The 25,721-nt window shown below is 71.2% G+C and carries 24 protein-coding genes; 13 read left to right on the top strand and 11 right to left on the bottom strand.

Annotation, left to right across the window (positions count from 1 at the left end; genetic code table 11):
- The first annotated feature begins 55 nt into the window (after nt 1–55).
- From RDV84_RS01000 to RDV84_RS00990, 3 genes are all read left to right on the top strand, one after another.
- Nucleotides 56–3,622: a hybrid sensor histidine kinase/response regulator gene (locus RDV84_RS01000; protein WP_309152186.1), complete on the top strand. Its 3,567-nt coding sequence runs from the start codon at nt 56–58 to the stop codon at nt 3,620–3,622.
- Nucleotides 3,619–7,281 (top strand): hybrid sensor histidine kinase/response regulator, encoded by a 3,663-nt coding sequence (locus RDV84_RS00995; RefSeq protein WP_309152185.1) that lies wholly within the window; start codon nt 3,619–3,621, stop codon nt 7,279–7,281. Before RDV84_RS01000 ends, RDV84_RS00995 begins: the two co-directional genes overlap by 4 nt.
- Nucleotides 7,282–7,695: 414 nt before the next feature.
- Nucleotides 7,696–8,001 carry a cupin domain-containing protein gene (locus tag RDV84_RS00990; RefSeq protein ID WP_078997824.1) on the top strand — a complete coding sequence of 102 codons (306 nt, stop codon included), beginning with the start codon at nt 7,696–7,698 and terminating at the stop codon, nt 7,999–8,001.
- Nucleotides 8,002–8,254: 253 nt separating this feature from the next.
- Here RDV84_RS00990 and hemE read toward each other — a convergent pair whose 3' ends face one another.
- The 5 genes from hemE to RDV84_RS00965 form a co-directional block, all read right to left on the bottom strand.
- Nucleotides 8,255–9,331 carry a uroporphyrinogen decarboxylase gene (hemE, locus tag RDV84_RS00985; protein WP_057946552.1) on the bottom strand — a complete coding sequence of 359 codons (1,077 nt, stop codon included), beginning with the start codon at nt 9,329–9,331 and terminating at the stop codon, nt 8,255–8,257.
- Between the two features lie 205 nt (nt 9,332–9,536).
- Complete coding sequence (locus RDV84_RS00980; protein WP_057946553.1) at nt 9,537–9,791, bottom strand: WGR domain-containing protein; 255 nt, start codon at nt 9,789–9,791, stop codon at nt 9,537–9,539.
- 178 nt (nt 9,792–9,969) lie between these two features.
- The gene (locus RDV84_RS00975) at nt 9,970–10,539 is read right to left on the bottom strand and encodes a hypothetical protein (RefSeq protein WP_309152184.1); all 570 of its coding nucleotides are present in this window, start codon (nt 10,537–10,539) and stop codon (nt 9,970–9,972) included.
- Between the two features lie 501 nt (nt 10,540–11,040).
- Complete coding sequence (gene aroB, locus RDV84_RS00970; RefSeq protein WP_309152183.1) at nt 11,041–12,147, bottom strand: 3-dehydroquinate synthase; 1,107 nt, start codon at nt 12,145–12,147, stop codon at nt 11,041–11,043.
- Nucleotides 12,144–12,710, bottom strand: a complete 567-nt coding sequence (locus RDV84_RS00965; protein ID WP_309152182.1) for a shikimate kinase — start codon at nt 12,708–12,710, stop codon at nt 12,144–12,146. Before RDV84_RS00965 ends, aroB begins: the two co-directional genes overlap by 4 nt.
- Before the next feature lie 155 nt (nt 12,711–12,865).
- Between RDV84_RS00965 and RDV84_RS00960 the strand changes: the two genes are divergently transcribed.
- Nucleotides 12,866–13,069 carry a dodecin family protein gene (locus RDV84_RS00960; protein WP_057946557.1) on the top strand — a complete coding sequence of 68 codons (204 nt, stop codon included), beginning with the start codon at nt 12,866–12,868 and terminating at the stop codon, nt 13,067–13,069.
- A gap of 140 nt (nt 13,070–13,209) precedes the next feature.
- Here the strand turns inward: RDV84_RS00960 and RDV84_RS00955 are convergent, their stop codons facing one another.
- The gene (locus RDV84_RS00955; RefSeq protein WP_425606335.1) at nt 13,210–14,088 is read right to left on the bottom strand and encodes a kinase; all 879 of its coding nucleotides are present in this window, start codon (nt 14,086–14,088) and stop codon (nt 13,210–13,212) included.
- Nucleotides 14,089–14,105: 17 nt separating this feature from the next.
- Here RDV84_RS00955 and pdxH point away from each other — a divergent pair, with 17 nt between their 5' ends.
- From pdxH to RDV84_RS25565, 3 genes are read left to right on the top strand one after another with little or no spacing between them, the layout of a single operon-like run.
- Entirely contained in the window at nt 14,106–14,711 is a 606-nt protein-coding gene (gene pdxH / locus RDV84_RS00950) for a pyridoxamine 5'-phosphate oxidase (protein WP_309152181.1), read from the top strand.
- Entirely contained in the window at nt 14,708–15,166 is a 459-nt protein-coding gene (aac(6'), locus tag RDV84_RS00945) for an aminoglycoside 6'-N-acetyltransferase (protein WP_309152180.1), read from the top strand. The genes pdxH and aac(6') overlap by 4 nt, the downstream gene beginning before the upstream one ends.
- Before the next feature lie 52 nt (nt 15,167–15,218).
- The gene (locus RDV84_RS25565) at nt 15,219–15,305 is read left to right on the top strand and encodes a DUF6053 domain-containing protein (RefSeq protein ID WP_425608200.1); all 87 of its coding nucleotides are present in this window, start codon (nt 15,219–15,221) and stop codon (nt 15,303–15,305) included.
- Nucleotides 15,306–15,389: 84 nt separating this feature from the next.
- On the opposite strand, the gene RDV84_RS00940 is transcribed toward RDV84_RS25565, so the two are convergent.
- The gene (locus tag RDV84_RS00940) at nt 15,390–16,187 is read right to left on the bottom strand and encodes a cobalamin-binding protein (RefSeq protein WP_250444727.1); all 798 of its coding nucleotides are present in this window, start codon (nt 16,185–16,187) and stop codon (nt 15,390–15,392) included.
- A gap of 338 nt (nt 16,188–16,525) precedes the next feature.
- Here RDV84_RS00940 and RDV84_RS00935 point away from each other — a divergent pair, with 338 nt between their 5' ends.
- Both RDV84_RS00935 and RDV84_RS00930 read left to right on the top strand, forming a co-directional pair.
- Nucleotides 16,526–17,470 carry a lipase family alpha/beta hydrolase gene (locus RDV84_RS00935; RefSeq protein WP_309152179.1) on the top strand — a complete coding sequence of 315 codons (945 nt, stop codon included), beginning with the start codon at nt 16,526–16,528 and terminating at the stop codon, nt 17,468–17,470.
- A gap of 2 nt (nt 17,471–17,472) precedes the next feature.
- Nucleotides 17,473–18,495 carry a lipase secretion chaperone gene (locus RDV84_RS00930; RefSeq protein ID WP_309152178.1) on the top strand — a complete coding sequence of 341 codons (1,023 nt, stop codon included), beginning with the start codon at nt 17,473–17,475 and terminating at the stop codon, nt 18,493–18,495.
- A gap of 238 nt (nt 18,496–18,733) precedes the next feature.
- Here the strand turns inward: RDV84_RS00930 and RDV84_RS00925 are convergent, their stop codons facing one another.
- Nucleotides 18,734–19,195: a DUF4426 domain-containing protein gene (locus RDV84_RS00925; RefSeq protein ID WP_309152177.1), complete on the bottom strand. Its 462-nt coding sequence runs from the start codon at nt 19,193–19,195 to the stop codon at nt 18,734–18,736.
- A complete protein-coding gene (proC, locus tag RDV84_RS00920) occupies nt 19,192–20,028 on the bottom strand; it encodes a pyrroline-5-carboxylate reductase (RefSeq protein ID WP_309152176.1) in 837 nt (278 codons plus the stop codon). Before proC ends, RDV84_RS00925 begins: the two co-directional genes overlap by 4 nt.
- A gap of 119 nt (nt 20,029–20,147) precedes the next feature.
- Here proC and RDV84_RS00915 point away from each other — a divergent pair, with 119 nt between their 5' ends.
- Entirely contained in the window at nt 20,148–20,777 is a 630-nt protein-coding gene (locus RDV84_RS00915; protein ID WP_309152175.1) for an HAD family hydrolase, read from the top strand.
- Between the two features lie 30 nt (nt 20,778–20,807).
- Here the strand turns inward: RDV84_RS00915 and RDV84_RS00910 are convergent, their stop codons facing one another.
- Nucleotides 20,808–21,500: a YggS family pyridoxal phosphate-dependent enzyme gene (locus RDV84_RS00910; RefSeq protein ID WP_309152174.1), complete on the bottom strand. Its 693-nt coding sequence runs from the start codon at nt 21,498–21,500 to the stop codon at nt 20,808–20,810.
- Nucleotides 21,501–21,679: 179 nt separating this feature from the next.
- Between RDV84_RS00910 and RDV84_RS00905 the strand changes: the two genes are divergently transcribed.
- The 3 genes from RDV84_RS00905 (at nt 21,680) to RDV84_RS00895 (ending at nt 24,665) form a co-directional block, all read left to right on the top strand.
- A complete protein-coding gene (locus tag RDV84_RS00905; protein ID WP_057946565.1) occupies nt 21,680–22,717 on the top strand; it encodes a type IV pilus twitching motility protein PilT in 1,038 nt (345 codons plus the stop codon).
- Between the two features lie 112 nt (nt 22,718–22,829).
- A complete protein-coding gene (locus RDV84_RS00900) occupies nt 22,830–23,996 on the top strand; it encodes a PilT/PilU family type 4a pilus ATPase (protein WP_057946566.1) in 1,167 nt (388 codons plus the stop codon).
- Between the two features lie 96 nt (nt 23,997–24,092).
- Nucleotides 24,093–24,665, top strand: a complete 573-nt coding sequence (locus tag RDV84_RS00895; protein WP_309152173.1) for a hypothetical protein — start codon at nt 24,093–24,095, stop codon at nt 24,663–24,665.
- A gap of 124 nt (nt 24,666–24,789) precedes the next feature.
- On the opposite strand, the gene RDV84_RS00890 is transcribed toward RDV84_RS00895, so the two are convergent.
- Nucleotides 24,790–25,695: a hypothetical protein gene (locus RDV84_RS00890; RefSeq protein ID WP_309152172.1), complete on the bottom strand. Its 906-nt coding sequence runs from the start codon at nt 25,693–25,695 to the stop codon at nt 24,790–24,792.
- Nucleotides 25,696–25,721 lie beyond the last annotated feature (26 nt).

Genomic DNA, 25,721 nt, shown 5'->3' with positions numbered 1-25,721 from the left:
GATACGCGCACCGGCCTTACCGGCACTCAATCGCTCGCGTTCCAGGAGGAGCCCCGTGCTGGGACGTTGTTGTGGCCTGCTCCTGTTGTTGGCGCTGTGCGCGGTGCAGTGCGTCGAACAGGCCCAGGCGCGCCTGCCGGAAACGCCGCGCTTCCGCCGTTTCGGCCAGGAACAGGGCCTGCCCAAGTCGGTGGTCGCCGCCGAACTCGACCACCAGGGCTATCTGTGGATGGCCACCGAGGACGGCCTGGCGCGCTACGACGGCGTCGAGTTCACCCTGTGGCGCCACGTCATCGGCCTGTCCGGTTCGCTGCCGGACAACATGCTCGAAGACCTCTACATCGATTCGGGCGACCGCATCTGGGTCGCCAGCCGCGACGGCCTGAGCTGGCTCGGCGCCGACCGCAAGGAATTCGAGCGCATTTCCTTCGACGGCGCCAACGCCAACTGCAGCGACAACGTCACCTTCCTCACCGGCACGCCGGACGGCGCCATCTGGACCGCGACCTCCGACGGCCTGCTGTGCCGCATCGCCTCCGACGGCCGCAGCGTCGAGCGTTTCGTGCCGGGCGCCGGCGCCGCCGCGCGGCTGCCGCGCGGGCCGGTCACCGCGTTGATGGCCGATCCGCGCGGGCGCCTGCTGGTCGGCACCGCCAACGGCCTGGCGCGCTACGACCAAGGCCGCTTCGAACGCATCGGCCGCGACGAGACCGCCGGCCTCGGCGTGGGCGAACTGTCGCAGGAAGCCGACGGTTCGATCTGGGTCGGCACCAGCGGCGGCCTGTTCCGGCTCAGCGCCGACGACCGCATGACCCGGCCGCCGTGGAAGCTCGGCGAGGACGCCGGCAACGCCATCGTGATCAGCGACCTGTCCGGCGGCCGCTGGATCGGCACCACCGCCGGCCTGTACCGGGTCGACGCCGACGACAACGTGCGCCTGCTCCAGGACGACGCCGGCGACGGCCTGTGGGACTACCGCAGCGGCGTGCTGCAGATGCTGCGCGACGAAGAAGGCGGCATCTGGCTGGTCACTTATTCGCAGGGGCTGGTCTACCTGCCGCCGGATTGGAACCGCTTCGCCTCGGTGACCTCGGTCGGCGGCCGCCAGATCGACCGGCTCGACGCGCGCGACGTCGCCCCCGACGGCGACGGCGGCTTCTGGATGCTCACCGCGACCGACCTGTACCGCCTGCGCGCCGGCAGCGGCACGCTGGAACCGGTGGCGTCCAGCCGCGAGCTCGGCCTGAAGTGGATGCACACGCTCTACGCGCGCCCGGACGGGCGGCTGTGGATCGGCCACTCCGGCGGCCTGGTCCTGTTCGACCCGGCCAGCGGCCAGGGCCGCAGCTGGCCGCTGGACCCCAAGCGCCCGCGCCTGCAGGGCACGGTGTGGTTCCTGCACGAGCAGCCCGACGGCGGGCTGTGGATCTGGCTGTCGGACGGCAGCGTGCACCGCTACAGCGCCGACGGCGAGGAACTGCCGCGCGGGCCGATCGAGCGCACGCTCGCCACCGCCGGCTTCCTGACCAGCCCCGGCACCTTCCGCCCCGGCCCCGACGGCCAGCTCTGGTTCGCCGGCGGCACCGGCCTGCACCGCTGGGACGGCGACGGCTTCGTCGCGGTGCCCGGCGGCGAGTTCGGCGACATCCAGGCGATGACCTTCGCCGGCCCGCAGCGGCTGTGGCTGGCGCGCACCGGCGCGCTCGAGGCGTATCGCTGGAAGGACGGCAAGCTCAGCCTGGAACGGCGCATCGACAACACCAACGACTTTCCCGACACCAACGTGTCCGGCCTGCTGGCCAGCCGCAACGGCACGGTCTGGGCGACCACCGCGCGCGGCCTGCTGATGGTCTCGCCCGACGCGCGCCGGCTGCGCCTGTTCGGCCTCGGCGACGGCATTCCCAACGTCGAACTGACCCGGACCACGCCGCACCGCAACGCCGATGGCATCGCCGCGGCGCTGTCGCTGGACGGCATGGTCCTGTTCGACCTGGACACGCCGTTCCCCAGCGCGCGGCCGCCGCGGCTGTCGCTGGAGAGCCTCAGCGTGCGCCGCGAGGAAGACGACTGGGCGCTGTCGCCGGCCGGCGGCGGCGTGCAGCTGGAATCCGACGACCGCGACTTCCGCGTGGTCGCGCGGTTGATGTCGTTCCTGGACCCGCGCTCGCACATCTACCGCTTCAAGCTGGAAGGCTACGACCCGGACTGGATCGAGCAGCGCGCCAACGGCGAGCGGGTGTTCTCGCGCCTGGACCCGGGCGAGTACCGGCTGCTGGTCAAGGCCGCCGGCGCCGACGGCATCTGGTCCGAGCCGGTCGCGTTCGAACTGTGGGTCAAGCCGCCGTGGTGGCGCTCGACCTGGGCGCAGCTGGTGTTCACCGTGCTCGGCATCGTGTTGATCGGCATCGTCGCGGTCGCCTACCGGCGTCGCCTGGGCCGGCGCAGCGCGTGGCAGCTGGCGGTGCACAAGCGCGAGGTGGCCGAGCAGGCCTCGCTGGCCAAGACCCGGTTCCTGGCGACGCTGGGGCACGAGGTGCGCACGCCGATGACCGGCGTGCTCGGCATGAGCGAGTTGCTGCTGGATACGCCGCTGGATCAAAAGCAGCGCGGATATACGGAGTCGATCAAGCGCGCGGGCGAGCACTTGCTGCGCCTCGTCAACGACGCGCTCGACCTGGCCCGGATCGAATCGGGCCGGCTGGAACTGCAGGACCGCCCGTTCGACCTGCACGCGCTGGTCGAGGAAGCGGCCGGGCTGATGCAGCCGCTGGCGCGCCAGCGCGGGCTGGCGTTCGAGGTCGAGATCGCCGACGACGCGCCGCCGGGCCTGCGCGGCGATCCGCACCGGGTCAGCCAGATCCTGATGAACCTGCTCGGCAACGCGATCAAGTTCACCGAGCACGGCCGGGTCGGCCTGCGGGTGCGGGCGCTGTCGCCGCAGGGCGTGCGCTTCGAAGTCAGCGACACCGGGCCGGGCCTCAACGACGAACAGAAGGCGCGATTGTTCCGCCGCTTCGAACAGGCCGAAGGCGCGCGCACCGCGGCGCGCTACGGCGGCAGCGGCCTGGGCCTGGCGATCTGCCAGGAACTGGCCGCGGCGATGGACGGTCAGGTCAGCGTGGTCAGCCAGGCCGGGCAGGGCGCGCGCTTCGTGCTCGACCTGCCGCTGCCGGCGGCCGCGGCGCCGGCGCCGTCGCAACCGCGCGACCGTTACTCGCCGCGGGTGCCGGTGGCGCCCGAGCGCAGCGTGCCGCGCGCGATCTTGCTGGTCGAGGACGACGCCACCGTGGCCGAGGTGATCGCCGGCCTGTTGCGCGCGCAGGGCCATCGCGTCACCCATGTCGCCAACGGCCTGGCGGCGCTGGCGGAAACCGCGACGGCGCGCTTCGACCTGGCCCTGCTCGATCTCGACCTGCCCGGCATCAACGGCCTCGACCTCGCCCGGCAACTGCGCGTGCAGGGTTTCGCGCAGCCGCTGGTGGCGGTGACCGCGCGCGCCGACGCCGACGCCGAGCCGCAGGCGCGCCGCGCCGGGTTCGACCTGTTCCTGCGCAAGCCGGTGACCGGCGCGATGCTGGCCGAAGCCATCGAGCGCGTCGTCGACGCGGCGGACGCGCCATGAGCCGCGCCGGCGCCGGCCCGCGCATCCGCGCCGTCGCGCCCGCGCCGGCACGCGCGTGGCTGCGCGCCGCCGCCGGACTGCGCGCCGCCGTCGCCGCGCTCGCGCTGCTGGCCGCGCTGGCCGCCGCGCCGGCCGTCGCCGGGCTGCCGGAAACGCCGCGCCCGCGCCAGCTCACCGTCGCCGACGGCCTGCCGTCGAACACCATCAACCGCATCGCCGAGGACCGCCACGGCTATCTGTGGATCGCCACCAGCGAGGGCCTGGCGCGCTACGACGGCACCGGCTACCGGATCTGGCAGCGCGAACAGGGCCTGCGCGACAACTTCGTGTGGACCGTGCACGTGGACGCGCGCAACCGGGTCTGGGTCGGCACCGCCCAGGGCGGCATGGCCATGCTCGACGCGCAGCGCAAGCGCTGGACCTATTTCGACCGCAGCAACACCCCGATCCTCGACGACGACTGCGTGTGGTCGATCGTCTCCACCGCCGACGGCGCGCTGTGGTTCGGCACCGAGCGCGGCGGCCTGTACCGCATGGGCGAGGACGGCCAGATCCAGCGCTTCATGCCGCGCGCGGGCGATCCGCGCAGCCTGCCCGGCGAAGGCGTGGTCGCGCTCAGCGTCGCCCCCGACGGAGGGCTGTGGGTCGGCACCCGCGACGGCGCGGCGCGCTGGACCGGGCGCGATTTCGAACGCGTGCCGGCCGGCGCGCTGAAGTCCAACATCCTCAATTCGATCGGCTTCGAGCGCGACGGCGCGGTCTGGTTCGGCACCACCGGCGGCGTCGGCCTGCGCACGCCGGACGGCCGCTACCGCGCCGATCCGTGGTCGGCGTTCGCGTCGAAGTACGCGGTCATGGACGTGCTGGCGCGCGACCGCGCCGGGCAGTACTGGTTCGACCTGCCGCAGGGCCTGGGCGTGGGCGGCGTGGACGGGATCGAAGTGGTTCCGTTGTTCAGCGCCACCAGCCAGGGCCTGGTGCGGCCGAACTGGTCGGGCGCCTACGAGGACCGCGAAGGCGGCCTGTGGTTCGGCAGCAACGGCCACGGCCTGTGGTACCTGCCGCCGAACTGGCGCCAGTTCTCGGTGCTGATCCGGCGCGTCGACGATCCGGCCTCGATGGCCAACGGCTACGTGCGCGGCATCGCCCCGGCCGGCGACGGCGACATGTGGCTGGTCGGCAGCGGCGGCGCGCTGGACAAGCTCGACCCGGAAACCGGCGCGATCGCGCACGTGGCCAAGGGCTTCAGCGGCGGCATCGTGCTCTACCACGTGCTCGCCGACCGCCGCGGCAAGGTGTGGACGACCTGGTACGGCGGACTGGCGCGGATCGACCCGGCGACCCGGGCGATCCGCACCTGGCACATGGACCGCGGCGAGGACCGCGCGATCACCGGTTCGGTCGACCTGATCGAAAGCGGCGAACTGGTCTGGCTGATCGGCAGCGCCGGCGAAGTGCAGGCGCGCGACGGCGAAGGCCGGGTGCGCGAGACCCTGCACGCCGGCGAACGCGGCCTGCCGGCCAACGTGGTCATCCCGTTCGGCGGCCACGGCCCCGACGGCTCGCTGTGGCTGTCCGCCGGTTCCGCGCTGCTGCGCTGGGACGATGGCGAGCGCCGGTTCGTGCCGGTGCCGGGGCTGGCGCCGGGCGGCGCGATCCAGAGCTTCGTCTTCGCCGACGGCCAGCGCATGTGGCTGGGCGGCTTCGGCACCCTCGACGCCTATCGCTGGGACGGCAAGCGCCTGCACCGCGATTTCGGCCTGGACGTGCGCGACGGCCTGCCGGCGACGGAAGTGCGCGGCCTGGCGGTGGACGCCAACGGCCTGGTGTGGATGACCAGCAAGCGCGGCCTGGTGCGGGTGGATCCGTATGCGCGCACGGCGCGGGTGTATGGGGTCAAGGACGGCCTGCCGAGCCAGGAATTCGCGCGCGCGCCGGTGGCGCGCCCGGGCGACGGCCGCCTGCTGATCGGCAGCCCCGAGGGCCTGGTGCTGTTCGATCCGGCGATGGTCAAGCCCAGCCGCGCTGCGCCGACGCTGATCGTGGAAAGCATCGAAGTGCGCCGCGGCAGCCGCAAGGTCGCATTCCCGACCGAAGACGCCGACCCGCGCAAGGCGCTGCCCGGGCGGGTGCCTTCGGTGTTCGTCGCCGACGGCGACCGCGATCTGCGCATCGTCGCCCGCTTGCTGTCGTTCAACAATTCGCAGAACAACCGCTACCGCTTCCGCTTGAGCCGTTTCGATCCGGGCTGGGTCGACGTCGGCGCCAGCGGCGAGCGCGTGTTCTCGCAACTCTCGCCCGGCGATTACCGCCTGCAGGTGATGGCCAAGACCGCCGACAACGTGTGGTCGCCGCCGCTGACGGTCCAGTTGCGGGTCGACTCGCCGTGGTGGTGGAGTTGGTGGGCGGTGGCCGCCGCGATGGCGCTGTTGGCGCTGCTGCTGGCATGGATCCTGATGGCCCACCGCAACCGCCTGCAGCGCCGGCTGGCCTGGCAGCGCGCCGAGCACGAGCGCGAAGTGGCGAAGCAGGCGTCGCTGGCCAAGACCCGGTTCCTGGCGACGCTGGGACACGAGGTGCGCACGCCGATGACCGGCGTGCTCGGCATGAGCGAGCTGTTGCTGGACACGCCGCTGGATCAGAAGCAGCGCGGCTACACCGAATCGATCCGCCGCGCCGGCGAACATCTGTTGCGGTTGGTCAACGACGCACTGGATCTGGCGCGGATCGAATCGGGCAAGCTCGAACTCGCGCACGAACCCTTCGACCTGCGCGCGCTGGTGGCGCAGGCGGCCGACCTGATGCGGCCGCTGGCGCAGCAGCGCGGACTGGCGTTCGAGGTGGAGGTCGCCGCGAACGTGCCGCGCGGCCTGCGCGGCGATGCCAGCCGGGTCTGCCAGGTATTGCTGAACCTGCTCGGCAACGCGATCAAGTTCACCGACTCCGGCACCGTCGGCCTGCGCGTGGAACGGCTGACCCCGCAGGGCGTGCGCTTCGAGGTCAGCGACACCGGTCCGGGCCTCAACGAAGAACAGAAGCAGCGCCTGTTCCGTCGCTTCGAGCAGGCCGAGGGCGCGCGCACCGCCGCGCGCTACGGCGGCAGCGGCCTGGGCTTGGCGATCAGCCAGGAGCTGGCGGCGGCGATGGAAGGCGAGATCGCGGTCTACAGCGAACCCGGCCAAGGCGCGCGCTTCGTGTTCGACCTGCCGCTGTCCAACGCCGAACCGCCGGCCGGCGCCGGTGCCGATGGCGGCGCGCGCGCGGTCGCGCGGCCGCATGCCGGGCCGCTGGCGATCCTGCTGGTCGAGGACGACGCCACCGTGGCCGAAGTCATCGCCGGCCTGCTGCGCACCCACGGCCACCGCGTCACCCATGTCGGCAACGGCTTGGCGGCGCTGGCCGAAGTGGCGACCGCGCGTTTCGACATCGCCTTGCTCGACCTCGACCTGCCGGGCATCAACGGCCTGGACCTGGCGCGGCAACTGCGCACGCAGGGCTTCGCGCAACCGCTGGTGGCGGTGACCGCGCGCGCCGACGCCGACGCCGAACCGCAGGCGGCGCAGGCCGGCTTCGACCGTTTCCTGCGCAAGCCGGTGACCGGCGCGATGCTGGCCGACGCGATCGACGAGTTGATCGTCGCGCGCCGCGGCGAGGCGTAGCGGCGCGGGGTGGCATAGCGCGGCGCCACGCAGCGCAGTGTGGCGCCGTGTGGCGTCGCTCCAGCACACCGTCATTCCGGCGAAAGCCGGAACCCATCTTGATTTTGTTTTTCCTCGGATCGCGAGCGAAAGGAACAGGAACGAAATGGATTCCGGCTTGCGCCGGAATGACGGGGGCAGGAGCGAGCGTCGCGTCACCGCACCATCGGCTCCCATCGCCGTCCCGTCCGCCCCCCCTGTAGGAGCGGCGCAAGCCGCGACCGCGCCAACCCGACTACGACGCAAACGTCCTCGTCCGACCTCCACGCCCCGCCTCGCGTTTGCTTGACCGCCGTCCGCCCCCGCGACATCGCGCCGTAGTTGAATGATCGCGATCGCGGCTCGCGCCGCTGCTACCGGGAGCCATCCAGCATCATGCCGATCGGGAATCTGTTCGCCGGCGCCGACGCGCCGGCCGAAGGCGAGCGCTTCGAGGCGCTGCTCACGCACAAGAACCTGGTGGTCGAACGCATCGTCAGCTCGGCGCGGATCCAGCCGACGCCGTACGTGCAGCCGCAGGACGAATGGGTCGCGCTGCTGCGCGGCGAAGCCGAACTCGACGTCGCCGGCGAAACGACGATCCTGCGCGCCGGCGATTATCTGTTCCTGCCGGCCGGCACGCCGCATACGGTGCGCAAGGTCGCCGAAGGCAGCGTCTGGCTGGCGGTGCACCTGCACTGAGGCAGCGGCCGCGGCGGCCGCGTCGCGGCCGACGAAGGTTCGGCCGCTGCGACGTTGTTGCGTACGCGCAAGGCGGCGACGCTGCCGGGTGCCTCGCTGCGCCGCTTGTTCGCTGCGCGCCGTCAGCGCAGCGGCCTCAGCGCCTGCCTGGGCGCCTGCCTGGGCGCCGCGGCGGAGCCGAACGCAAACCCATCGCGGCAACGAAAAAACCGGCGCGGACGCCGGTTTTTCGAAGGCCGCGCTAACCGGCGCGTCAGCGCGCGCTCAACTCGTGCACCGCCGCCACCAGCGCGCCGACATGCTCCGGCGACATGTCCGGCGACAGCCCGTGGCCGAGGTTGAACACGTGCCCTTCGCGCGAGCCGCCGTTGCCGTCGCGATAGTCGTCGAGCGCGCGCCCGACTTCGCGGCGGATCGCTTCGGGCGAGGCGTACAGCGTCACCGGATCGAGGTTGCCCTGCAGCGCGGTGCGCCCGCCGATGCGGCGCGCGGCGTCGCCCAGGCCGATGGTCCAATCCACCCCGACTGCCTCGGCGCCGCTGGCGGCGAGTTCGTCCAGGTAAGGATCGTTGCCCTTGCCGAACAGGATCAGCGGCGCGCGCGTCTCGCCGTCGCCGCGCGGCAGTTCGGCGGCGATGCGCTGCAGATAGCGCAGCGAGAACTCGCGGTACATCGACGGCGACAGCACCCCGCCCCAGGTGTCGAACACCTGCAGCGCCTGCGCGCCGGCGGCGTGCTGGGCCTTGAGGTACGCGATCACCGCGTCGGTGACCGTGCCCAGCAGCTTGTGCATCGCCGCCGGGTCGTTGAGCGCGAGCGACTTGACCTTGGAATAGTTGTCGCTGCCGCCGCCTTCGACCATGTAGCAGGCGATGGTCCACGGACTGCCGGAGAAACCGATCAGCGGCACCGAGCCGTTCAATTCGCGGCGGATGGTGCGCACCGCGTCCATCACGTAGCGCAGGTCGGTCTCCATGTCGGGCACGCCGAGCTTGTCGATGTCGGCGGCGGAGCGGATCGGGCGCTCGAACTTCGGGCCCTCGCCGTCGGCGAAGTACAGGCCCAGGCCCATCGCGTCGGGCACGGTGAGGATGTCGGAGAACAGGATCGCCGCGTCCAGCGGGAACCGGCGCAGCGGCTGCAGGGTGACCTCGCAGGCCAACTCCGGGTTCTTGGCCAGTTGCAGGAAGCTGCCGGCCTGGGCGCGGGTGGCGCGGTACTCGGGCAGGTAGCGGCCGGCCTGGCGCATCAGCCACACGGGCGTGCGGTCGACGGGTTGGCGGCGCAGGGCGCGCAGGAAGCGATCGTTGGCGAGGGGCTGGCTGGACATGGTCGGGCGTGGGCCGTGGGGTTCGTCGGGAAGTCGGGGGCGGATCAGCGTTCGCGCGCGTTGCGGCGGCGGGCGTGGTCGGCGGGGCGGGGGCGGCGTCGCGGGCGTGGCGGCGCGAACCGGCCCGGCGCGCAGTCTGGGCCGCGGCGGGCAAGGGCAGGAGTGGCGGTTTGTCCCACCCGCGCCGGCGGCGCCGCGCGCGCGGTCATCGCGGCGCTTCGGCGCCCTGGCTGAACATCAGCTGGAAACCGCGCTTGAGTTGTTGGTCGCGCGCCTGCTCCAGCGCCACGAATGCGCTGTCGCGGTCGAGGAATTGCTCGCGCCGGACGGTGCTGCGGCCGCCGATCTGGCCGCTTTCGCGCACCAGGGTCCAGCCGCCGAGCAGGTCGGGCTGCAGCATCAATTGCACGAAGCGCGGGGCTTCGTGGCCGTCGGGGCGTTGTTGGAGGAGGAGGCGCACCGGCCGATTGTAGCCGCAGGCGCTGGCCGCGGCAGCCGGTGCGGGCCGGCTGGGCGCCGCGCTACGGGGCGGTCGCGGCGGCGTCGCGGCCGCGGCCGGGGCCCGAGCCGGGCGTGGCCGGCGGCTGCGCCGGGGCGGCGGGACGGGCCGGCGGCGCGCCGCCGCCGGCCGCGCGGACTCAGTACGTGGGCGGGTTCTTGAGTTCGACGTCCTGCACCCAGTCGCCGAAGCCATTGCCCAGGTGCACGATTTCGCCGAGCGCCTGCCCGCCCGGCGCCTGCGCGGTGAGGAAGATCGAGCCGTTGGAATATTCGCTGACCGTGTACTGCGGGCGGCCGCCGACCATGGTCCGGGTGGCGTTCACGAAGCGTAGGCCGGTCAGGATGATCTGCCACTGGTTGGCGTCCTCGCTCAGTACCGCGGCGACCGGGGCGTCGTAGATGCCGCCGTTGTTGTAGTTGAGCACCGCATGCTGGATCGACTCGGTCAGCGCCTGCCAGGCCACGCCGAAGATGACCGTGCTGGTGCGCGCGTTGGGGTAGTTGCCGAAACGTTCCAGCGCGGTCTGCGCGGCGATTTCGGGCAGGTCGGTGGGATCGTAATGCTTGTCGAGGAATTCGAACTCGTTGGCCACGGCGGGCTCCTGGTCGGTGGGAGGGGCGGGTTCGTCCGCGTCGGCGGGAGCCGGCGCGGGACGGGCGAGGGCGCGGCGCAACAGCAGCATTTCCAGCAACGACACGGCGGCCATGCGACGCGATCCGATGGGCGATGCGGGACAGAACGCGGCGCGGGCGGCGGTGTGAAGCGCCGCGCGCCGCTTTCCGCCGCTGCCCGAACCAGCCCAAGCCCCTGTAGGAGCGGCGCAAGCCGCGACCGCGACACCTCAGCCACGGCGACGCCCCAGCCACCGCAAAAGCCCAACGTGCCTAAACGAACCCGCGCCGCTGCGCGTTTTCGCTATCCGCCCGCCCGCCCGCGTACCGCAGAACCTGCGCCGATACGCCGACGGCGACACCCAACGCGCGCGGTCGCGGAGTTAGGTCGCGGCCTGAGGCCGCGGGCGGCGCTCAAGCCCGTGCGACGGCGTAGACGCGCGCGCGCGGGCGTCGGCGCCGATGCGCTCATTCGCGTCGTGGGGCGAGCGAGCATCGACGAGCGGGATCGCGTCGCTGTCCAGCAGGCGCAGGCGGTCGCCGAAAACGAGCGCATCCTGCCGCCCTCGGCGAAGACGGCGGCCGCGCCGGTGCGCTCAGCCTTCGCGCAACACCGCCAGCACTTGCTCGTCCGCCACTCCCGACACGATCCGCGCCGCGCCGGCGCGGTCCCACAGCACGAAGCGCAGGCCCGAGGCGTCGGCCTTCTTGTCCAGGCGCATGCGCGCCAGCAGCGCTTGCGGGTCGAGCCCGGCGGGGATGCGCACCGGCAGGCCCAGGCGTTCGAGCAGGCGTTGCAGGCGCTCGGCATCGGCCGCGCCGGCGCGGCCGAGCGCGGCCGACAAACGCGCTGCCAGGACCATGCCCACCGCCACCGCCTCGCCGTGGTTGAGGCCGTCGCCGGTGGTGCCGGCGTAGCCCTGCTCGGTCTCGATCGCGTGGCCGAAGGTGTGGCCGAAGTTGAGCATGGCGCGGTCGCCGCGTTCGTACGGGTCGCGCGCGACCACATCGGCCTTGAACGCGCAGCTGCGCGCGATCGCTTCGGCCAGCGCGGCGTCGTCGCGCGCGAGCAGCGCCTCGGCGTGGCTTTCCAGCCAGTCGAGGAAGCCGGCGTCGAAGATCGCGCCGTACTTCACCACCTCGGCCAGGCCGGCGCGCAGTTCGCGGTCGGGCAGGGTGCGCAGGGTCGAGGTGTCGGCGATCACCGCGCGCGGCGGATGGAACGCGCCGACCAGGTTCTTGCCGCTGGGCAGGTCGACCGCGGTCTTGCCGCCGACCGAGGAATCGACCATCGCCAGCAGCGTGGTCGGCAGCTGCACGCAGTCGATGCCGCGCATCCAGCAGGCCGCGGCGAAACCGGCGAGGTCGCCGACCACGCCGCCGCCGAGCGCGAGCACCGTCGCGTCGCGGGTCGCGCCGAGTTCGGACAGCGCGTGCAGGCACTCGGTGAAGCGCTCCAGGGTCTTTTCGTGTTCGCCGGGCGGGATCGTGAAGGTGGCGACGCTGAGGCCGGGCTTGGCTTCGGCCAGCGCGGCGAGCGCGCCGTCGAGGTAGAGCGGGGCGACGTTGCCGTCGCTGACCACCAGCGCGTGGCGGCCGCGCAGCGCCCTGGCCAGGCGCGCGCCGTCGCCGAGCAGGCCCGGACCGATCTCGATGCTGTAGCCGGCTTCGCCGGACACTTCGACTTTGCGCGGCGCGTTCATGCGGTGGCTCCAAGGGGGGAAGACGTGGACGAAGGCGGGCGCCGCCACAGCGCGTCGAGCTGGCGCGCCAGGCCCAGCGCGGCCTCGCCGGCGCCGGCGGCGCCGGTGTCGAATGGCAGGTCGGCGACTTCGGCGTACAGCGGCGCGCGCACCCGGGCGAGATCGCGCAGCACCTGCTCGCGGTCGCCGCGCGCCAGCAGCGGGCGGCTGCGGTCCTGGGCCAGGCGTTCGAGCTGCTGTTGGACGCTGACCTGCAGGTATACGACGAAACCGCGCTCGCGCAGCAGCCGACGGTTGTCCGCCGCCAGCACCGCGCCGCCGCCGGTGGACAGCAGCAGGCCGTCGCCGGCCAGCAGTTCGGCCAGCGCCGCGGTCTCGCGCGCGCGAAAGCCCGCTTCGCCTTCGTGTTCGAAGATTTCGGCGATGCGCGCGCCGGCGCGCAGCTCGACCTCGCGGTCGGCGTCGACCGCGCGCAGGCCGAAGCGCTCGGCCAGGCGCTTGCCGATGCAGGTTTTGCCCGAGCCCATCGGCCCGACCAGGATCAGATTGCTCGCCGGATTCATGCCGCGATTGTAGGGCACGCCGCGCCCGCGCTTGCGCCGCCGCGACGCTTGCGCCGGCTTAACGAGCCCCGGCCTAGGCTCGGGGTTCCCGTCGCCGGCCCCGCGCGCGCCGCGGCGCGGGCGTTTCCCGTTCGCGCGCCACAGGAGAGACGCACATGTCGGTCGCCAAGGTCATCGAACTCAGCACTTCCTCCACCACCGGCATCGAGGACGCGGTCAAGTCCGGCCTGGCCAAGTGCGCCGAATCGGTCAAGGACATCCAGGGCGCCTGGGTCAACGAGATCAAGGTCACCACCGACGCGGCCGGCAACATCCAGGAGTGGCGGGTGAATCTGAAAATCAGCTTCGTGGTGAAGTGAGCGGGCGTCGCGGCTGAAAGGAAAGCGTCGGGCCTGAAGGCCCTCCCACGAAGGCCTACGGCTTCGGCTTGCGAGCGGCCTTAGCCCTTGTGGGAGGGCCTTCAGGCCCGACGCTCTCCGCTCCGGCGCGATCAATCCGGCTAAGCTCGCGGCCTGCGCTGCGCATCCAGCACGACCGTCCGGTCGGCGATTCCCGGCAGCGTCGCCAGCGCCTGCCGGCTGACCCGCTCGAACAGGCTCACGAAGCGCTGCACCTGCGCCCGGGTCATGCCCTGGCGGTGCGGATGGCGCGCCTGCAATGCCTGTTCCTGCTGCCAGCGCCAGCCCGCGACCACCTCGAACCCCGGCGGCTGCAGGAACAGCAGCCGGTCCAGCTGCGACCACAGCGGCGGATAGTCCGCGGCCAGGGCGCGATTGCAGTAAGCGCGCCAAACGCCGTGGGCGTCCTCGTCGCGTTCCAGCGCGTTGACCGGTTCGGCCAGTTGCGCAGTGTCCTGCGCCGGCGCGCCGAGGAACCAGCCTTCGAACACCACCAGGTCGACGGCGTTCGCGCGCGGCCAGCGCGACGGCGGCAGGCGGGTGTCGGCGAGCTTGTCGAAGCGTGGCAGGCGCACCGCGGCGCGATGACGCAGTTCGTCGAGCAGGGCGCAAGCCAGCGCGACATCGTGGGTGCCCGGCGGCCCGCGCGTGGCCAGCAACGGATGCACCTGCCGGCCCAGGCGCTGGCGTTCGCGCCGGCCGAGATAGAAGTCGTCGATCGACAGCACTGCGGTGCGCAGCCCGTGCGCTTGCGCGGCCGCGGCCAGTTGCGCGGCCAGCGTCGATTTGCCGCTGCCCTGCAGGCCGCTGATGGCGAACACGCGTGCTCGGCCGGCCGGCGCGCGGATCGCCAGCGCCTGAGCGAGAACGTCGGCAACGAACGGAGCGTCGAAACCGTGCGCGTCGTCGCCGGCCGCCGCGGCGGCTTTGCCCGATGTGGCGGGCGCGCGGGCGGCGGGCAGATGCGGACGCGGCGACATGCGCTCACAATAGCGCAATGAACCCGACCGCCGATTTGCTCAACGAAGCCCTCGCCACCTTCGACGCGCTGTTCGCACAAGCGCGCGCGGCCGGCGAGCACGATCCGACCGCGATGAGCGTCGCCACCGCGTCGCTCGACGGCCGCCCGTCCGTGCGCACGGTGTTGCTGAAGGCGCACGACGCGCGCGGCTTCGTGTTCTACACCCACCTCGACGGACGCAAGGGCCGCGAGCTGCAGGCCAATCCGCACGCCGCGCTGCTGTTCCACTGGCCGCGCGTGCGCCATGGCGTGCAGGTGCGGATCGAGGGCGCGGTGGAGATCGTCTCCGAGGCCGAAGCCGACGCGTATTTCGCCAGCCGCCCGCGCGGCAGCCAGCTCGGCGCGTGGGCGTCGAAGCAATCGGAAACCCTGGACGGCCGCGAGGAATTCGAGCAGCGCCTGGCCGAAGCCGAGCATTCCTTCGAGGGCCGCGAGGTGCCGCGCCCGCCACGCTGGACCGGTCTGCGCGTGCGCGCCGACAGGCTCGAGTTCTGGTACGGCGCCGACTTCCGCCTGCACGAGCGCTGGCTGTACGAGAGCGACCGCGCAGGCAGCTACAGCAAGCGGATGCTGTATCCGTGAATCAGCCCTGGCGCGTGCGCGCGGCCGCGCCGGCCGACCGCGCCGCCTGGGCGACGCTGCGCGCGCAGCTGTGGCCGGAGCAGCCGTTGGCGGAACTGGCCGCGGATCTGGACGGTTGGTTCGAGGACGCGCGCCTGGCCGCTTTCCTCGCCGAAGACGGCGAGGGCGTGTGCGGCTTCGCCGAGGCCAGCCTGCGCAGCGACTATGTCAATGGCACCGAGTCCTCGCCGGTGGCGTTCCTGGAAGGCTGGTACGTGGCGCCGTCGCATCGCGGCCGGGGCGTCGGCCGCGCGCTGGTCGCGGCGGTGGAAGCGTGGGGACGCGAACGCGGCTGCCGCGAACTGGCCTCCGATGCCTTGCTCGACAACCTCGACTCGCACCGCGCGCATGCCGCCTGCGGCTTCGAGGAGACCGAGCGGGTGGTGTATTTCCGCCGCAGGCTCGACGCGCAGTAGACGCAGAGCCGTTGTTGTGTGAGGGCCTTCAGGCCCGACGCTCTTGTCTTTTGTGGGAGGGCCTTCAGGCCCGACGCTCTTGTCTTTTGTGGGAGGGCCTTCAGGCCCGACGCTTTGCGTTCGGATCGCCGCGAACTGAAACAAGAGCATCGGGCCTGAAGGCCCTCCCACAAGAGCCGCGGGCCTTACAACAAGCGCCGCGGGGCCCGACGGCAACGATTCTTCAGCCCGCCCGCCGCTGCGCCCAGCCGGCGATGATACGGCTCAGTTCGTCGACGCCCGCGGTCAGCGCCGCCGGCCCCGGTTGCAGGATGATCGGCGACTTCACCTCGTGCAGCTCGCCGTCGCGCACCGCCGGCACCTCGCTCCAACCCGCGCGCGCGGCCACCTGTTCGGGGCGGAATTTCTTGCCGCACCAACTGCCCAGGATCAGCTCCGGCGCGCGCCGCACGACCTCCAGCGGGTCGGCCAGGATGCGGTCGCGCGCCAGCGGCATCGCCGCGTGTTCGGGGAATACATCGTCGCCGCCGGCGATGCCGACCAGCTCGGACACCCAGGCGATGCCGGTGATCTGCGGGCTGTCCCATTCCTCGAAATACACCTTGGGTCGGCGCGGCAGGCGCGCGGCGCGCTCGCGCGCGGCGTCGAGGTTGCGCTCCAGTTCGCCGGCCAGCGCCGCGGCGCGCTCGCCCGCGCCGACCAGCGCGCCGAGCCGGCGCACGTAATCGACGATGCCGGCGACGCTGCGATGATTGCTGATCCACACCTCGACGCCGTGCTTGATCAGCTCGGCGGCGATCTCGGCCTGGATGTCGGAAAACCCGATCACGAAGTCGGGCTTGAGCTTGAGGATCTCGCCGATCTTGGCGCTGGTGAAGGCGCTGACCTTGGGCTTTTCCTTGCGCGCCTGCGGCGGACGCACGGTGAAGCCGCTGATGCCGACGATGCGGTCCTGCTCGCCGAGCAGGTACAAGGTCTCGGTAGGTTCCTCGGTGAGGCAGACGATGCGTTGCGGGCCCATGGGTCCAGAGGTCGACAGCGGGGAAGGGCATTGTCGGCGATGCGGGCGGGTGGGGCGACTGCTGGGCGCGTCGTGGTTGGATTGGCGCGGTCGCGGCTCGCGCCGCTTCTGCATGGGCTGCCTGTAGGAGCGGCGCGAGCCGCGACCGCGCCACCACGGTTACCGCGCAAACTACGATGCGACGCAGCATTTCCCGGCCTGCGCGCGCCCCGGTCGCCCCCGTTTCTCCCGTCCAGTTCACAGTTCCCCACGGTATGGTGCAGCGCGGCGTGTCCCCGCCATACCCATTCGTACAGTCGACCCGTCGGCGCGCCGCCGTCGTGTCCCTGGGAGGGACCATGTCGCGACTCAACCTGCGCCGCCTGTTCGGCGCGCCCGTGCTGTTCGCCCTGTTGTGCTGCGCCGCGGCCTTCCCGGCCAGCGCCGACGACTACACCAAGACCCGCTATCCGGTGGTGCTGGTGCACGGCCTGTTCGGTTTCGACGCCATCGGCGGCGTCTACGACTACTGGTTCGGCATCCCGCAGGCGCTGCGCTCCGGCGGCGCGCAGGTGTACGTGGCCCAGGTCGCGGCGGCCAACTCCAACGAAGTGCGCGGCGAGCAGCTGATCGACCAACTGGAAACCCTGCAAGCGCTGCACGGCTACACCAAGTTCAACCTGGTCGGCCACAGCCAGGGCGGGCCGACCGCGCGCTACGTCGCCGCGGTGCGGCCGGATCTGGTCGCGTCGATGACCTCGATCGGTTCGCCGCACGCCGGCAGCAAGGTCGCCGATTTCATCGGCACCACGGTGCCGGACGGCTCGCCGCTGCGGCCGTTGATCGCCTCGTTCGTGAATGCGTTCTCCTCGCTGATCGGCGCGCTGTCCGGCGGCCAGTCGTCGCAGGATTCGCTGGCCGCGCTCAAGGCGCTCGACAGCGCCGGTTCGGCGCGCTTCAACGCGCGCTATCCGCAGGGCATGCCGACCAGCGCCTGCGGCAGCGGCGCGGCGACGGCCGGCGGGGTGCGCTATTACTCGTTCGGCGGCACTTCCAATTCGACCCACTGGTTCGACGCCTCCGACCCGGCGATGATCGCCGGCGGCCTGCTGTTCGCCGGCGAAGCCAACGACGGCTTGGTCGGTCGCTGCTCCAGCCACTGGGGCCAGGTGATCCGCGACGACTACGAGTGGAACCATCTCGACGAGGTCAACCAGATCGCCGGCCTGCGCGGGCTGTTCAGCGCCAATCCGACCAGCGTCTACCGCGCCCACGTCAACCGGCTCAAGAACGCGGGGCTGTAAGCATGCGCGCCACCGCGCTAGGCATCGCCATGGCGATCGTCGCGGTCCTGGCGATCGTCGCGGTGTTCGCGGTCGGCGGGCTGCTGGAGCGGCCGCTGCTGTCGTCGGCTACAGTGGTTAGCAGCGGCGATGGCGGTCAACTCGCCGATCCCGATCCGCGCGCCGCGGAATCGCGTGTGTCGAGGCCGGTCGCGCCGGATCGCGCGGCCGCGGCCGATTCGCTGCGCGACACCGCGGTGGACGGCGCGGCCACGCTCGACGCGCTCGGCCGCCCGCGCGCGGATCGCGAACTGCGCCGCCTGTTCGACTATTTCCTGGCGCGCAGCGGCGAGCGCTCGCCCGAGACGATCCGCTCGGCCCTGGCCCTGCACCTGCACGCGCAGCTGGCGCCGCCGGCGCTGGCGACGGTGCTGGCCTGGTACGACGCCTATGTCGCGCTGGAGCGCGATTCGGTGGCCCTGGCGCAGGCCGCCGGCGGCGCCGAGGCCGGGTTCGCGCGGGTGCGCGCCTTGCGCCGCGAGCGCCTGGGCGAGGAACTCGCGCAGGCCTTCTACGCGCAGGAAGAAGCCGACTACGAACTGGCGCGCCAGCGCGGCGCGGCGCGCGGGGCGTTGCTGGCGCAGCAGGGACTCGATGCCCAGGCGCGCGCGGACGGCCTGGCCGAACTCGACCGCAGCGCGGCGGCCGAACCCGCGCTGCAAGCGAGCGCGCAGTTGAGCGATGCGCTGGCGCAGAACCGGCGTTTCGAGCGCGAGGGCACCGACGCGGCGACGCGCTACGCCCAGCGCGAAGCGCAGTACGGCGCGGCGGCGGCGCAGCGCCTGGCCGACCTCGACCAACGCCGCGCGCAATGGCAGTTGCGCCTGCGCAGCTATGCCGCGCAACGTCAGCGCGTGCTCGCCGACGGCGGCCTGAGCGAGACGCAGCGGCGCCAGCGACTGGATGCCTTGCTCGCGGACTTCGACCCGAACGAACGGCGTCGGGTGGATGCGCTGGCGCGCAATGGCGGTTTGCCCGGGCGATGAGATGCGTCGTCAGTGGGAGCGGCTTCAGCCGCGATGTTTTTCGCTCAGCTGGCAGCGTCGCATCGGATAGAAAAGCGTCGGGCCTAAAGGCCCTTCCACAACAGCCTGTCGCGCACCGGCCCGCTCCTGTGGGAGGGGCTTCAGCCCCGACGCTGTTCGCTCAGATCGCTGTGTCGCGCCTGATACCGCGCCGGATACAAAGAAGCGCATCGGGCCCGCAGCGCCACCCAAAGCCCGCTCAAAAGAAATCGCGATTGAACTTGGCCGGATGAACGCCGTGCCCGGTGTCCATCGACACCTCGAAACGCAGCGTATCCGGCGGCGCCACCTGCGCGGTGCCGACGTAGTCCACCAATTCGCCGTCGCGCATCTCGCGCATCGCCAGGGTCTGCTTGCGGCCGAGCAGGTCGGTCGCGGTCGCCTGGACGCGCTGCGCGGTCAGCGCCTTGGCGTCGGCGCCGCCGCCCAGGCGCAGCGACATCACCACCAGCACCGTGCGCGCATCGCGCTGGGCGCCGTAGCGGCGCACCACCTGTTCGGGCAGTTTGTCGGTCTGCACCGCGGTGACGTGCAGATACACATCGCCCTGGCGCACGGTCTCGCTGCCGGCGGCGTTGCCCTGGCTCGGCGGTACCGAAGGATCGCGGCCGCAGCCGGCGAGCAACGCCAACGCCAGCGCCGCCAAGATGCGGCGGCTCACTCGTTGGCCGCCGACAGCTGCCGGCCGCGCTCGGTCGCCGCGGCGATCGCGCGCGCGACCAGTTCGCGCAGGCCGCCGGCTTCGAACGTCTCCATCGCGGCCTGGGTGGTGCCGCCGGGCGAGGTCACCCGCGCGCGCAACGTCGCCGCGGATTCCTCGCTGTCCCGCAGCATGGTGGCCGCGCCGAGCAAGGTCTGCACGACCAGCGCGCGCGCGGCGTCGCTGTCCAGGCCCTGCGCTTCGCCGGCCTGCTGCATCGCCTCGGCCAGCAGGAACACATAGGCCGGGCCGCTGCCGGAGACCGCGGTGACCGCGTCCATCTGCGCTTCGTCGTCGATGCGCACGGTCGGGCCGACCGCCGACAGCAGCTCGGCGGCCTGGTCGAAACGCGGCCGCGCCGCGTCGTTCGCGTACAGGCCGGTGATGCCGGCGCCGAGCAGCGCCGGCGTGTTCGGCATCGCCCGCACCACCGCGGCGCCGCCGCCGAGCCAGCGGTCGAGCTGGCCGGCGGTGATGCCGGCGGCGATCGAGATCGCCAGCGGCGCCTGCGCGCGCGCCTGCGTGGCCAGCGATCCGCAGACCTCGCGCATCACCTGCGGCTTGACCGCCAGCAGCCACACCTGCGCGCCTTCGACCGCGTCCTCGCCGCGTTCGAACACCGGCACGCCGAAGTCGCGCGCCAGCGCGTCGCGCAGTGCCGGCACGGGTTCGGCGACGCGGATGCGGGCGGGATCGGCGCCGCGCGCGATCAAGCCGCCGATCAGGCTGCGGGCCATGTTGCCGCCGCCGACGAAGGCGATCGGCGCGGAGGAGGGGGGCGTGGCGTCGGACATGGCGGGTCGGGCAAGAGTGAGCACCCGCGCAGGATAGCAATTCGGCCCGGGCCGGCCCGGCGCGTCGGCGCGTCGGCGCGGATCGGCTAGGCTGCGGTTTTACCGCGAGGCGACGCAAGATGGCGATACGGGCCGTGGTGTTCGATGTGTTCGGCACGTTGGTGTACATGCGCGAACGCCGCCGTCCGTTCCGCCGCCTGGTCGGCTTGCTCGAAGCCCGCGGCCGGCATGGCCAGGCTGGGGACGCGGCGCGGATCATGAGCCGCGATGTCGGGCTGGCCGGCGCCGCGGCCTTGCTGGGCGCCGAACTCGGCGCGCAGGAACTGGCGTCGCTGGAACGCGACCTGCAGGCCGAGCTGGCGAGCGTGCGCCTGTTCGACGACACCGCCGCGACCTTGCAAGCGCTGAGGGCGCGCGGCCTGCGGCTGGGACTGTGCTCGAACCTGGCCGCGCCTTACGCGCCGCCGGTGCGCGCGCTGTTGCCGTTCGAACTCGATGCCTACGCCTGGAGCTTCGAAGTCGGCGCGGTCAAGCCCGATCCCGCCATCTACGCCCACGTCTGCGAACGCCTGGGATGCGCGCCGGCCGAGGTCCTGATGATCGGCGACACCCGCGCCGACGATTGGTTGGGGCCGCGCGACTTCGGCATGCACAGCCGATGGCTGCGGCGCGAGGGCGGCGACGCCCGGGAAGAGACGATCGCCGGTCTGGACCAGGTGCTGGCCGAAGTGGAGCGGCTGGCGGACTGAGGCGCCCGCGCCGCCGTGCCGCCGCGCCGGTTATGCCGGCCGCGCGCGCGCGCCGAACAGGGCGGTGCCGATCCGCACCAGGGTCGCGCCCTCGGCGATGGCGATGGCGAAGTCGTCGCTCATCCCCATCGACAAGGTGTCCACGCCGGCACGGTCGGCGGCGAGGGCGTCGAACAGGGCCTTGGCGCGTCGGAACGACGGCCGGCGTTGTTCGGGCTCGGCGTGCGGGGTCGGGATCACCATCAGACCGCGCAGGCGCAGCGCCGGCTCGGCGGCGATCGCCGCGGCCAGCGCCGGCACCTCGTCGGGGCGGCAGCCGTGCTTGCTGGCCTCGTCGTCGATGTTGACCTGGATCAACACGTTCAGCGGCGCGTCCGCGCCGCGGTGGCGGGCCAGCGCCGCGACCAGCTTGGGCCGGTCCACGGTGTGCACCCAGTCGAACAGCGCCGCCGCCTCGGCGGCCTTGTTCGATTGCAGGTGGCCGATCAGGTGCCACTCCAGCGCCCGCCCGGCCGCGGCGGTGGCGGCCATGACCGCGCGCTTGCCGGCCGCCTCCTGGACGTAGTTCTCGCCGAAGGCGTCCTGGCCCTGCAGTGCCAGATTCGCGACCGCGGTCTCATCCTGGGTCTTACTGACCGCAAGCAATCGAGGAACCGGCCGGCCGGCGTCGTGCGCCGCGTCGCGCAACTGTTGCAAGATGTGATGGAGAACGTGCTCGTGCACGCGGGGAAATCCTGTGAGAAAGGGTGGAACGGCGCAGCCGTTGCGGGGCTATACTGCCTCTTGGGGGTGGTTTGGTTCCAGCTTTACGGTTGCGATCGGGCCGTTCCACGGCAGCGGAACCAAGTGGCTGGTTTTTCCGGACCCGCGAGGCGGGTCCTAGAGCAGTGCGGGGAGCACGCATGGATATCGCCGAACTTCTGGCGTTTTCGGTAAAGAACAAAGCATCCGACTTGCATCTTTCGGCCGGCCTGCCGCCGATGATCCGGGTCGATGGCGACGTGCGCCGGATCAACATCCCGGCCCTGGACCACAAGCAGGTCCACGCCCTGGTGTACGACATCATGTCGGACAAGCAGCGGCGCGACTTCGAAGAGTTCCTGGAAGTCGATTTCTCGTTCGAGATCCCCGGCCTGGCGCGCTTCCGCGTCAACGCCTTCAACCAGAACCGCGGCGCCGGCGCGGTGTTCCGTACCATTCCCTCCGAGGTGCTGAGCCTGGAGGACCTGGGCTGCCCGCCGATCTTCCGCCAGCTGATCGAGCAGCCGCAGGGCCTGATCCTGGTGACCGGGCCGACCGGCTCGGGCAAGTCGACCACGCTCGCGGCGATGATCGACCACATCAACAAGAACGAGTACGCGCACATCCTCTCGGTCGAAGACCCGATCGAGTTCGTGCACACCTCGCAGAAGTGCCTGATCAACCAGCGCGAAGTCCATCGCGACACGCACGGCTTCAACGAGGCGCTGCGTTCGGCGCTGCGCGAAGACCCCGACTACATCCTCGTCGGCGAGTTGCGCGACCTGGAAACCATCCGTCTGGCGCTGACCGCGGCGGAAACCGGCCACCTGGTGTTCGGCACCCTGCACACCTCCTCGGCGGCCAAGACCGTGGACCGCATCATCGACGTGTTCCCCGCCGGCGAGAAGCCGATGGTGCGCTCGATGCTGTCCGAATCGCTGCGCGCGGTGATCTCGCAGGCGCTGCTGAAGAAGGTCGGCGGCGGCCGCACCGCGGCCTGGGAGATCATGGTCGGCATCCCGGCGATCCGTAACCTGATCCGCGAGGACAAGGTCGCGCAGATGTACTCGGCGATCCAGACCGGCCAGGCCTACGGCATGATGACCCTGGACCAGCACCTCCAGGACCTGGTCAAGCGCGGCCTGATCCTGCGCCCGCAGGCCAAGGAATACGCCAAGGACAAGCGCCTGTTCGAGTGACGCCGCTGCGGCGGCGCGGCCCCGCGCCGCCGCCTCGACGCCGCGCCCTGCCGCGAACCCATCCCCCCGGCGACCCACGCCGCCGTAATCGACCTCCCGAGGAGGTAGCCGCATGAACACGCCCGCCCCGTCCAACCCGACCACCGCCTCCGGCGCGATCGACTTCACCTCCTTCCTCAAGCTGATGGCGCACCAGCGCGCCTCGGACTTGTTCATCACCGCCGGCATGCCGCCGTCGATGAAGGTGCACGGCAAGATCACCCCGATCACCCAGAACCCGCTGACCCCGCAGCAGAGCCGCGACCTCGTCCTCAACGTGATGAGCCCGCAGCAGCGCGAGGAGTTCGAAAAGACCCACGAGTGCAACTTCGCCATCGGCGTCACCGGCGTCGGCCGCTTCCGCGTGAGCTGCTTCTACCAGCGCAACCAGGTCGGCATGGTGCTGCGCCGGATCGAGACCAAGATCCCCAGCGTCGACGAGCTGAACCTGCCGCCGATCATCAAGACGCTGGCGATGACCAAGCGCGGCATCATCATCTTCGTCGGCGCCACCGGCACCGGCAAGTCGACCTCGCTGGCGGCGATGATCGGCTACCGCAACCAGAACTCGACCGGCCACATCATCACCATCGAGGACCCGATCGAGTTCGTGCACCGCCACGAGGGCTGCATCATCACCCAGCGCGAAGTCGGCATCGACACCGACAGCTGGGAAGCCGCGCTCAAGAACACCCTGCGCCAGGCGCCGGACGTGATCATGATCGGCGAGGTGCGCACCCGCGAAGGCATGGACCACGCCATCGCCTTCGCCGAAACCGGCCACCTGGTGCTGTGCACCCTGCACGCCAACAACGCCAACCAGGCGATGGACCGCATCATCAACTTCTTCCCCGAAGACCGCCGCAACCAGCTGTTGATGGACTTGTCGCTGAACCTCAAGGGCGTGGTCGCCCAGCAGCTGATCCCGACCCCCGACGGCAAGGGCCGGCGCGTGGCGATGGAGATCCTGCTCGGCACCCCGCTGGCGCAGGACTACATCCGCGACGGCGAGATCCACAAGCTCAAGGAGCTGATGAAGGAATCCACCCAGTTGGGCATGAAGACCTTCGACCAGGCCCTGTTCGAGCTCTACCAGGGCGGCGAGATCAGCTACGAGGACGCGCTGCGCTACGCCGACTCGCAGAACGAAGTGCGCCTGCGGATCAAGCTGGCGCAGGGCGGCGACGCGCGGACCTTGTCGCAGGGGTTGGATGGGGTGGAGGTGGCGGAGGTGCGGTGAGGCTCGGCCGCATCCAGCTGATTTTCCGAAGACGCCAGCGAAAGCTGGCGTTTTTGTGTACCGGCTCGTCGGTTTGCAACGGCTAAGGAGGGACGCGTGAGGCTGCTGGCATCGATCATGGCGATAGGGCTGTCCGGCGGCACACAGGCGCCGAACCTGGATCGCATCGATTGGAGCAAGAATTCGTTGTTGTTGATCGGCGCGCATGCGAATGTCGAAAATGTCGCGATCTATGCTTTTCCTGGAAAGATGAAGGGCGGGGCTTTCGATTTCCACGGCTTCATCCCCGCGCGCATGAACTCGCAGCCGGTGGACGGCTACTTTCTGGGCGTATCGAAGGGCGAGGAAACCATCGGCCTGTCGTCGGTCGCGTGGTACGCCACAGGCAACCTGGTGCAAGGGGCCAGCTACGAACTGCGTTTCTGCAGGGATCGGACCATCCCGGTTTTTCGGGTCGAGCCCGGGCAGATCGTTTACGTCACGGATCTTTATCTCCATGCCGGAAGCGCTCAGGGCGGCCCGGGGAAATGGAGGGATTTCCGCTGGGTTTTTCGTCCCGACGTGGATGCTGCCAAGGCCTGGGTAGAGAAGCATCGCCCCGGCGACATTTCTCGCTTCGTAGTGGCTGATGTATCCGAGATGCCGTCGTCCGACAAATGTAAGGACTGAGGCGGATGCTTCACAGGCAGGACAGCGCACCTGCACCGTTTCATCGAGTGGATCAGATCCGCGTTCCAGTCATCGTAACGACAGACATATCGATTGATTCGGTTTGCCGCGATGGCGAGCAAACTCAAAACTTGATCCCCAGATTGAATTTCGCCCCACCGCTGACATCGCCGGTCCGCGTATCCACCCGCCCGCTCCCGGTCACCCCGAGCGAAGCGCCGCCGGAGTTGTAATGGGCGCCGATGGTGCCGTCGACGGCAGTCGGTCCGTTTCGATCTGCGCTGACGCTGATGGCGGCCGAACCGGTCCAGTTCTCGGACAGTGGTGTGCTGTAGTTGGCGTTGAAACTGCCATTGGTGAATCCGTCGGTGTTCGCGTTGACGTTGAGGCTGAGACCGAGCTTGCCGAAATCCAGCTCGGCCGCAGTGGTGGCGGTGATCCCGTAGTTCGGGTCGGCGATGCCGCCGAACGGGCCGGCTACGCCGCTCAGGCCGTAGGTAGTGACGCCGTTGGTATAGCTCACGGCGCCGGCGAAGGTGACCTGCGCCGGGGCGATGCCCATGCGCGCTTCGAGGTTGGCGTTGATGTCGCCGACGTGATTCAACCCGACGTTGATCGAGACGGCGCTGAGCGGCGCGGTTTCCACCGTGGCCGGGTCGTTCGGGGTGATGCTGAAGCTCGCCGACCAGGCGTTGTATTCGGTGACCGCCGGCGTGGTCGGGGTGGCGGTCGCCTGGGCGATGTCGGCGTAGGTCGCGGCGGTGGGCACGCCGCCCAGCGTCTGCAGCGAGGACAGGCTGGGCACCGTGTCCACGGTCATGGCGCTGAGTTGCGAGATCGCCGCGGGCGAGATGCTGAGGTCGACCGGCGCTGCCTGCACGGAATTCAGCGCGGCGGCGGCCGCGGCTTCGGTGGCGGCTTTATCGGCTGCGGCCTGTTGCGCCGCGGCGGTTTCGGCGGCGCGGTCGGCGGCGTTCTGGGCGTTCTGGGAAGAGTCGGAGCCGGAGACTCCCGAGCTTGCGTCGGCCATGGGAAAACCCTCCTGGTGGGCGTCCG

Source organism: Lysobacter yananisis, assembly GCF_031199375.1.
Lineage (GTDB): Bacteria > Pseudomonadota > Gammaproteobacteria > Xanthomonadales > Xanthomonadaceae > Lysobacter > Lysobacter yananisis.
This window is presented reverse-complemented; position numbering and strand designations above follow the sequence as displayed.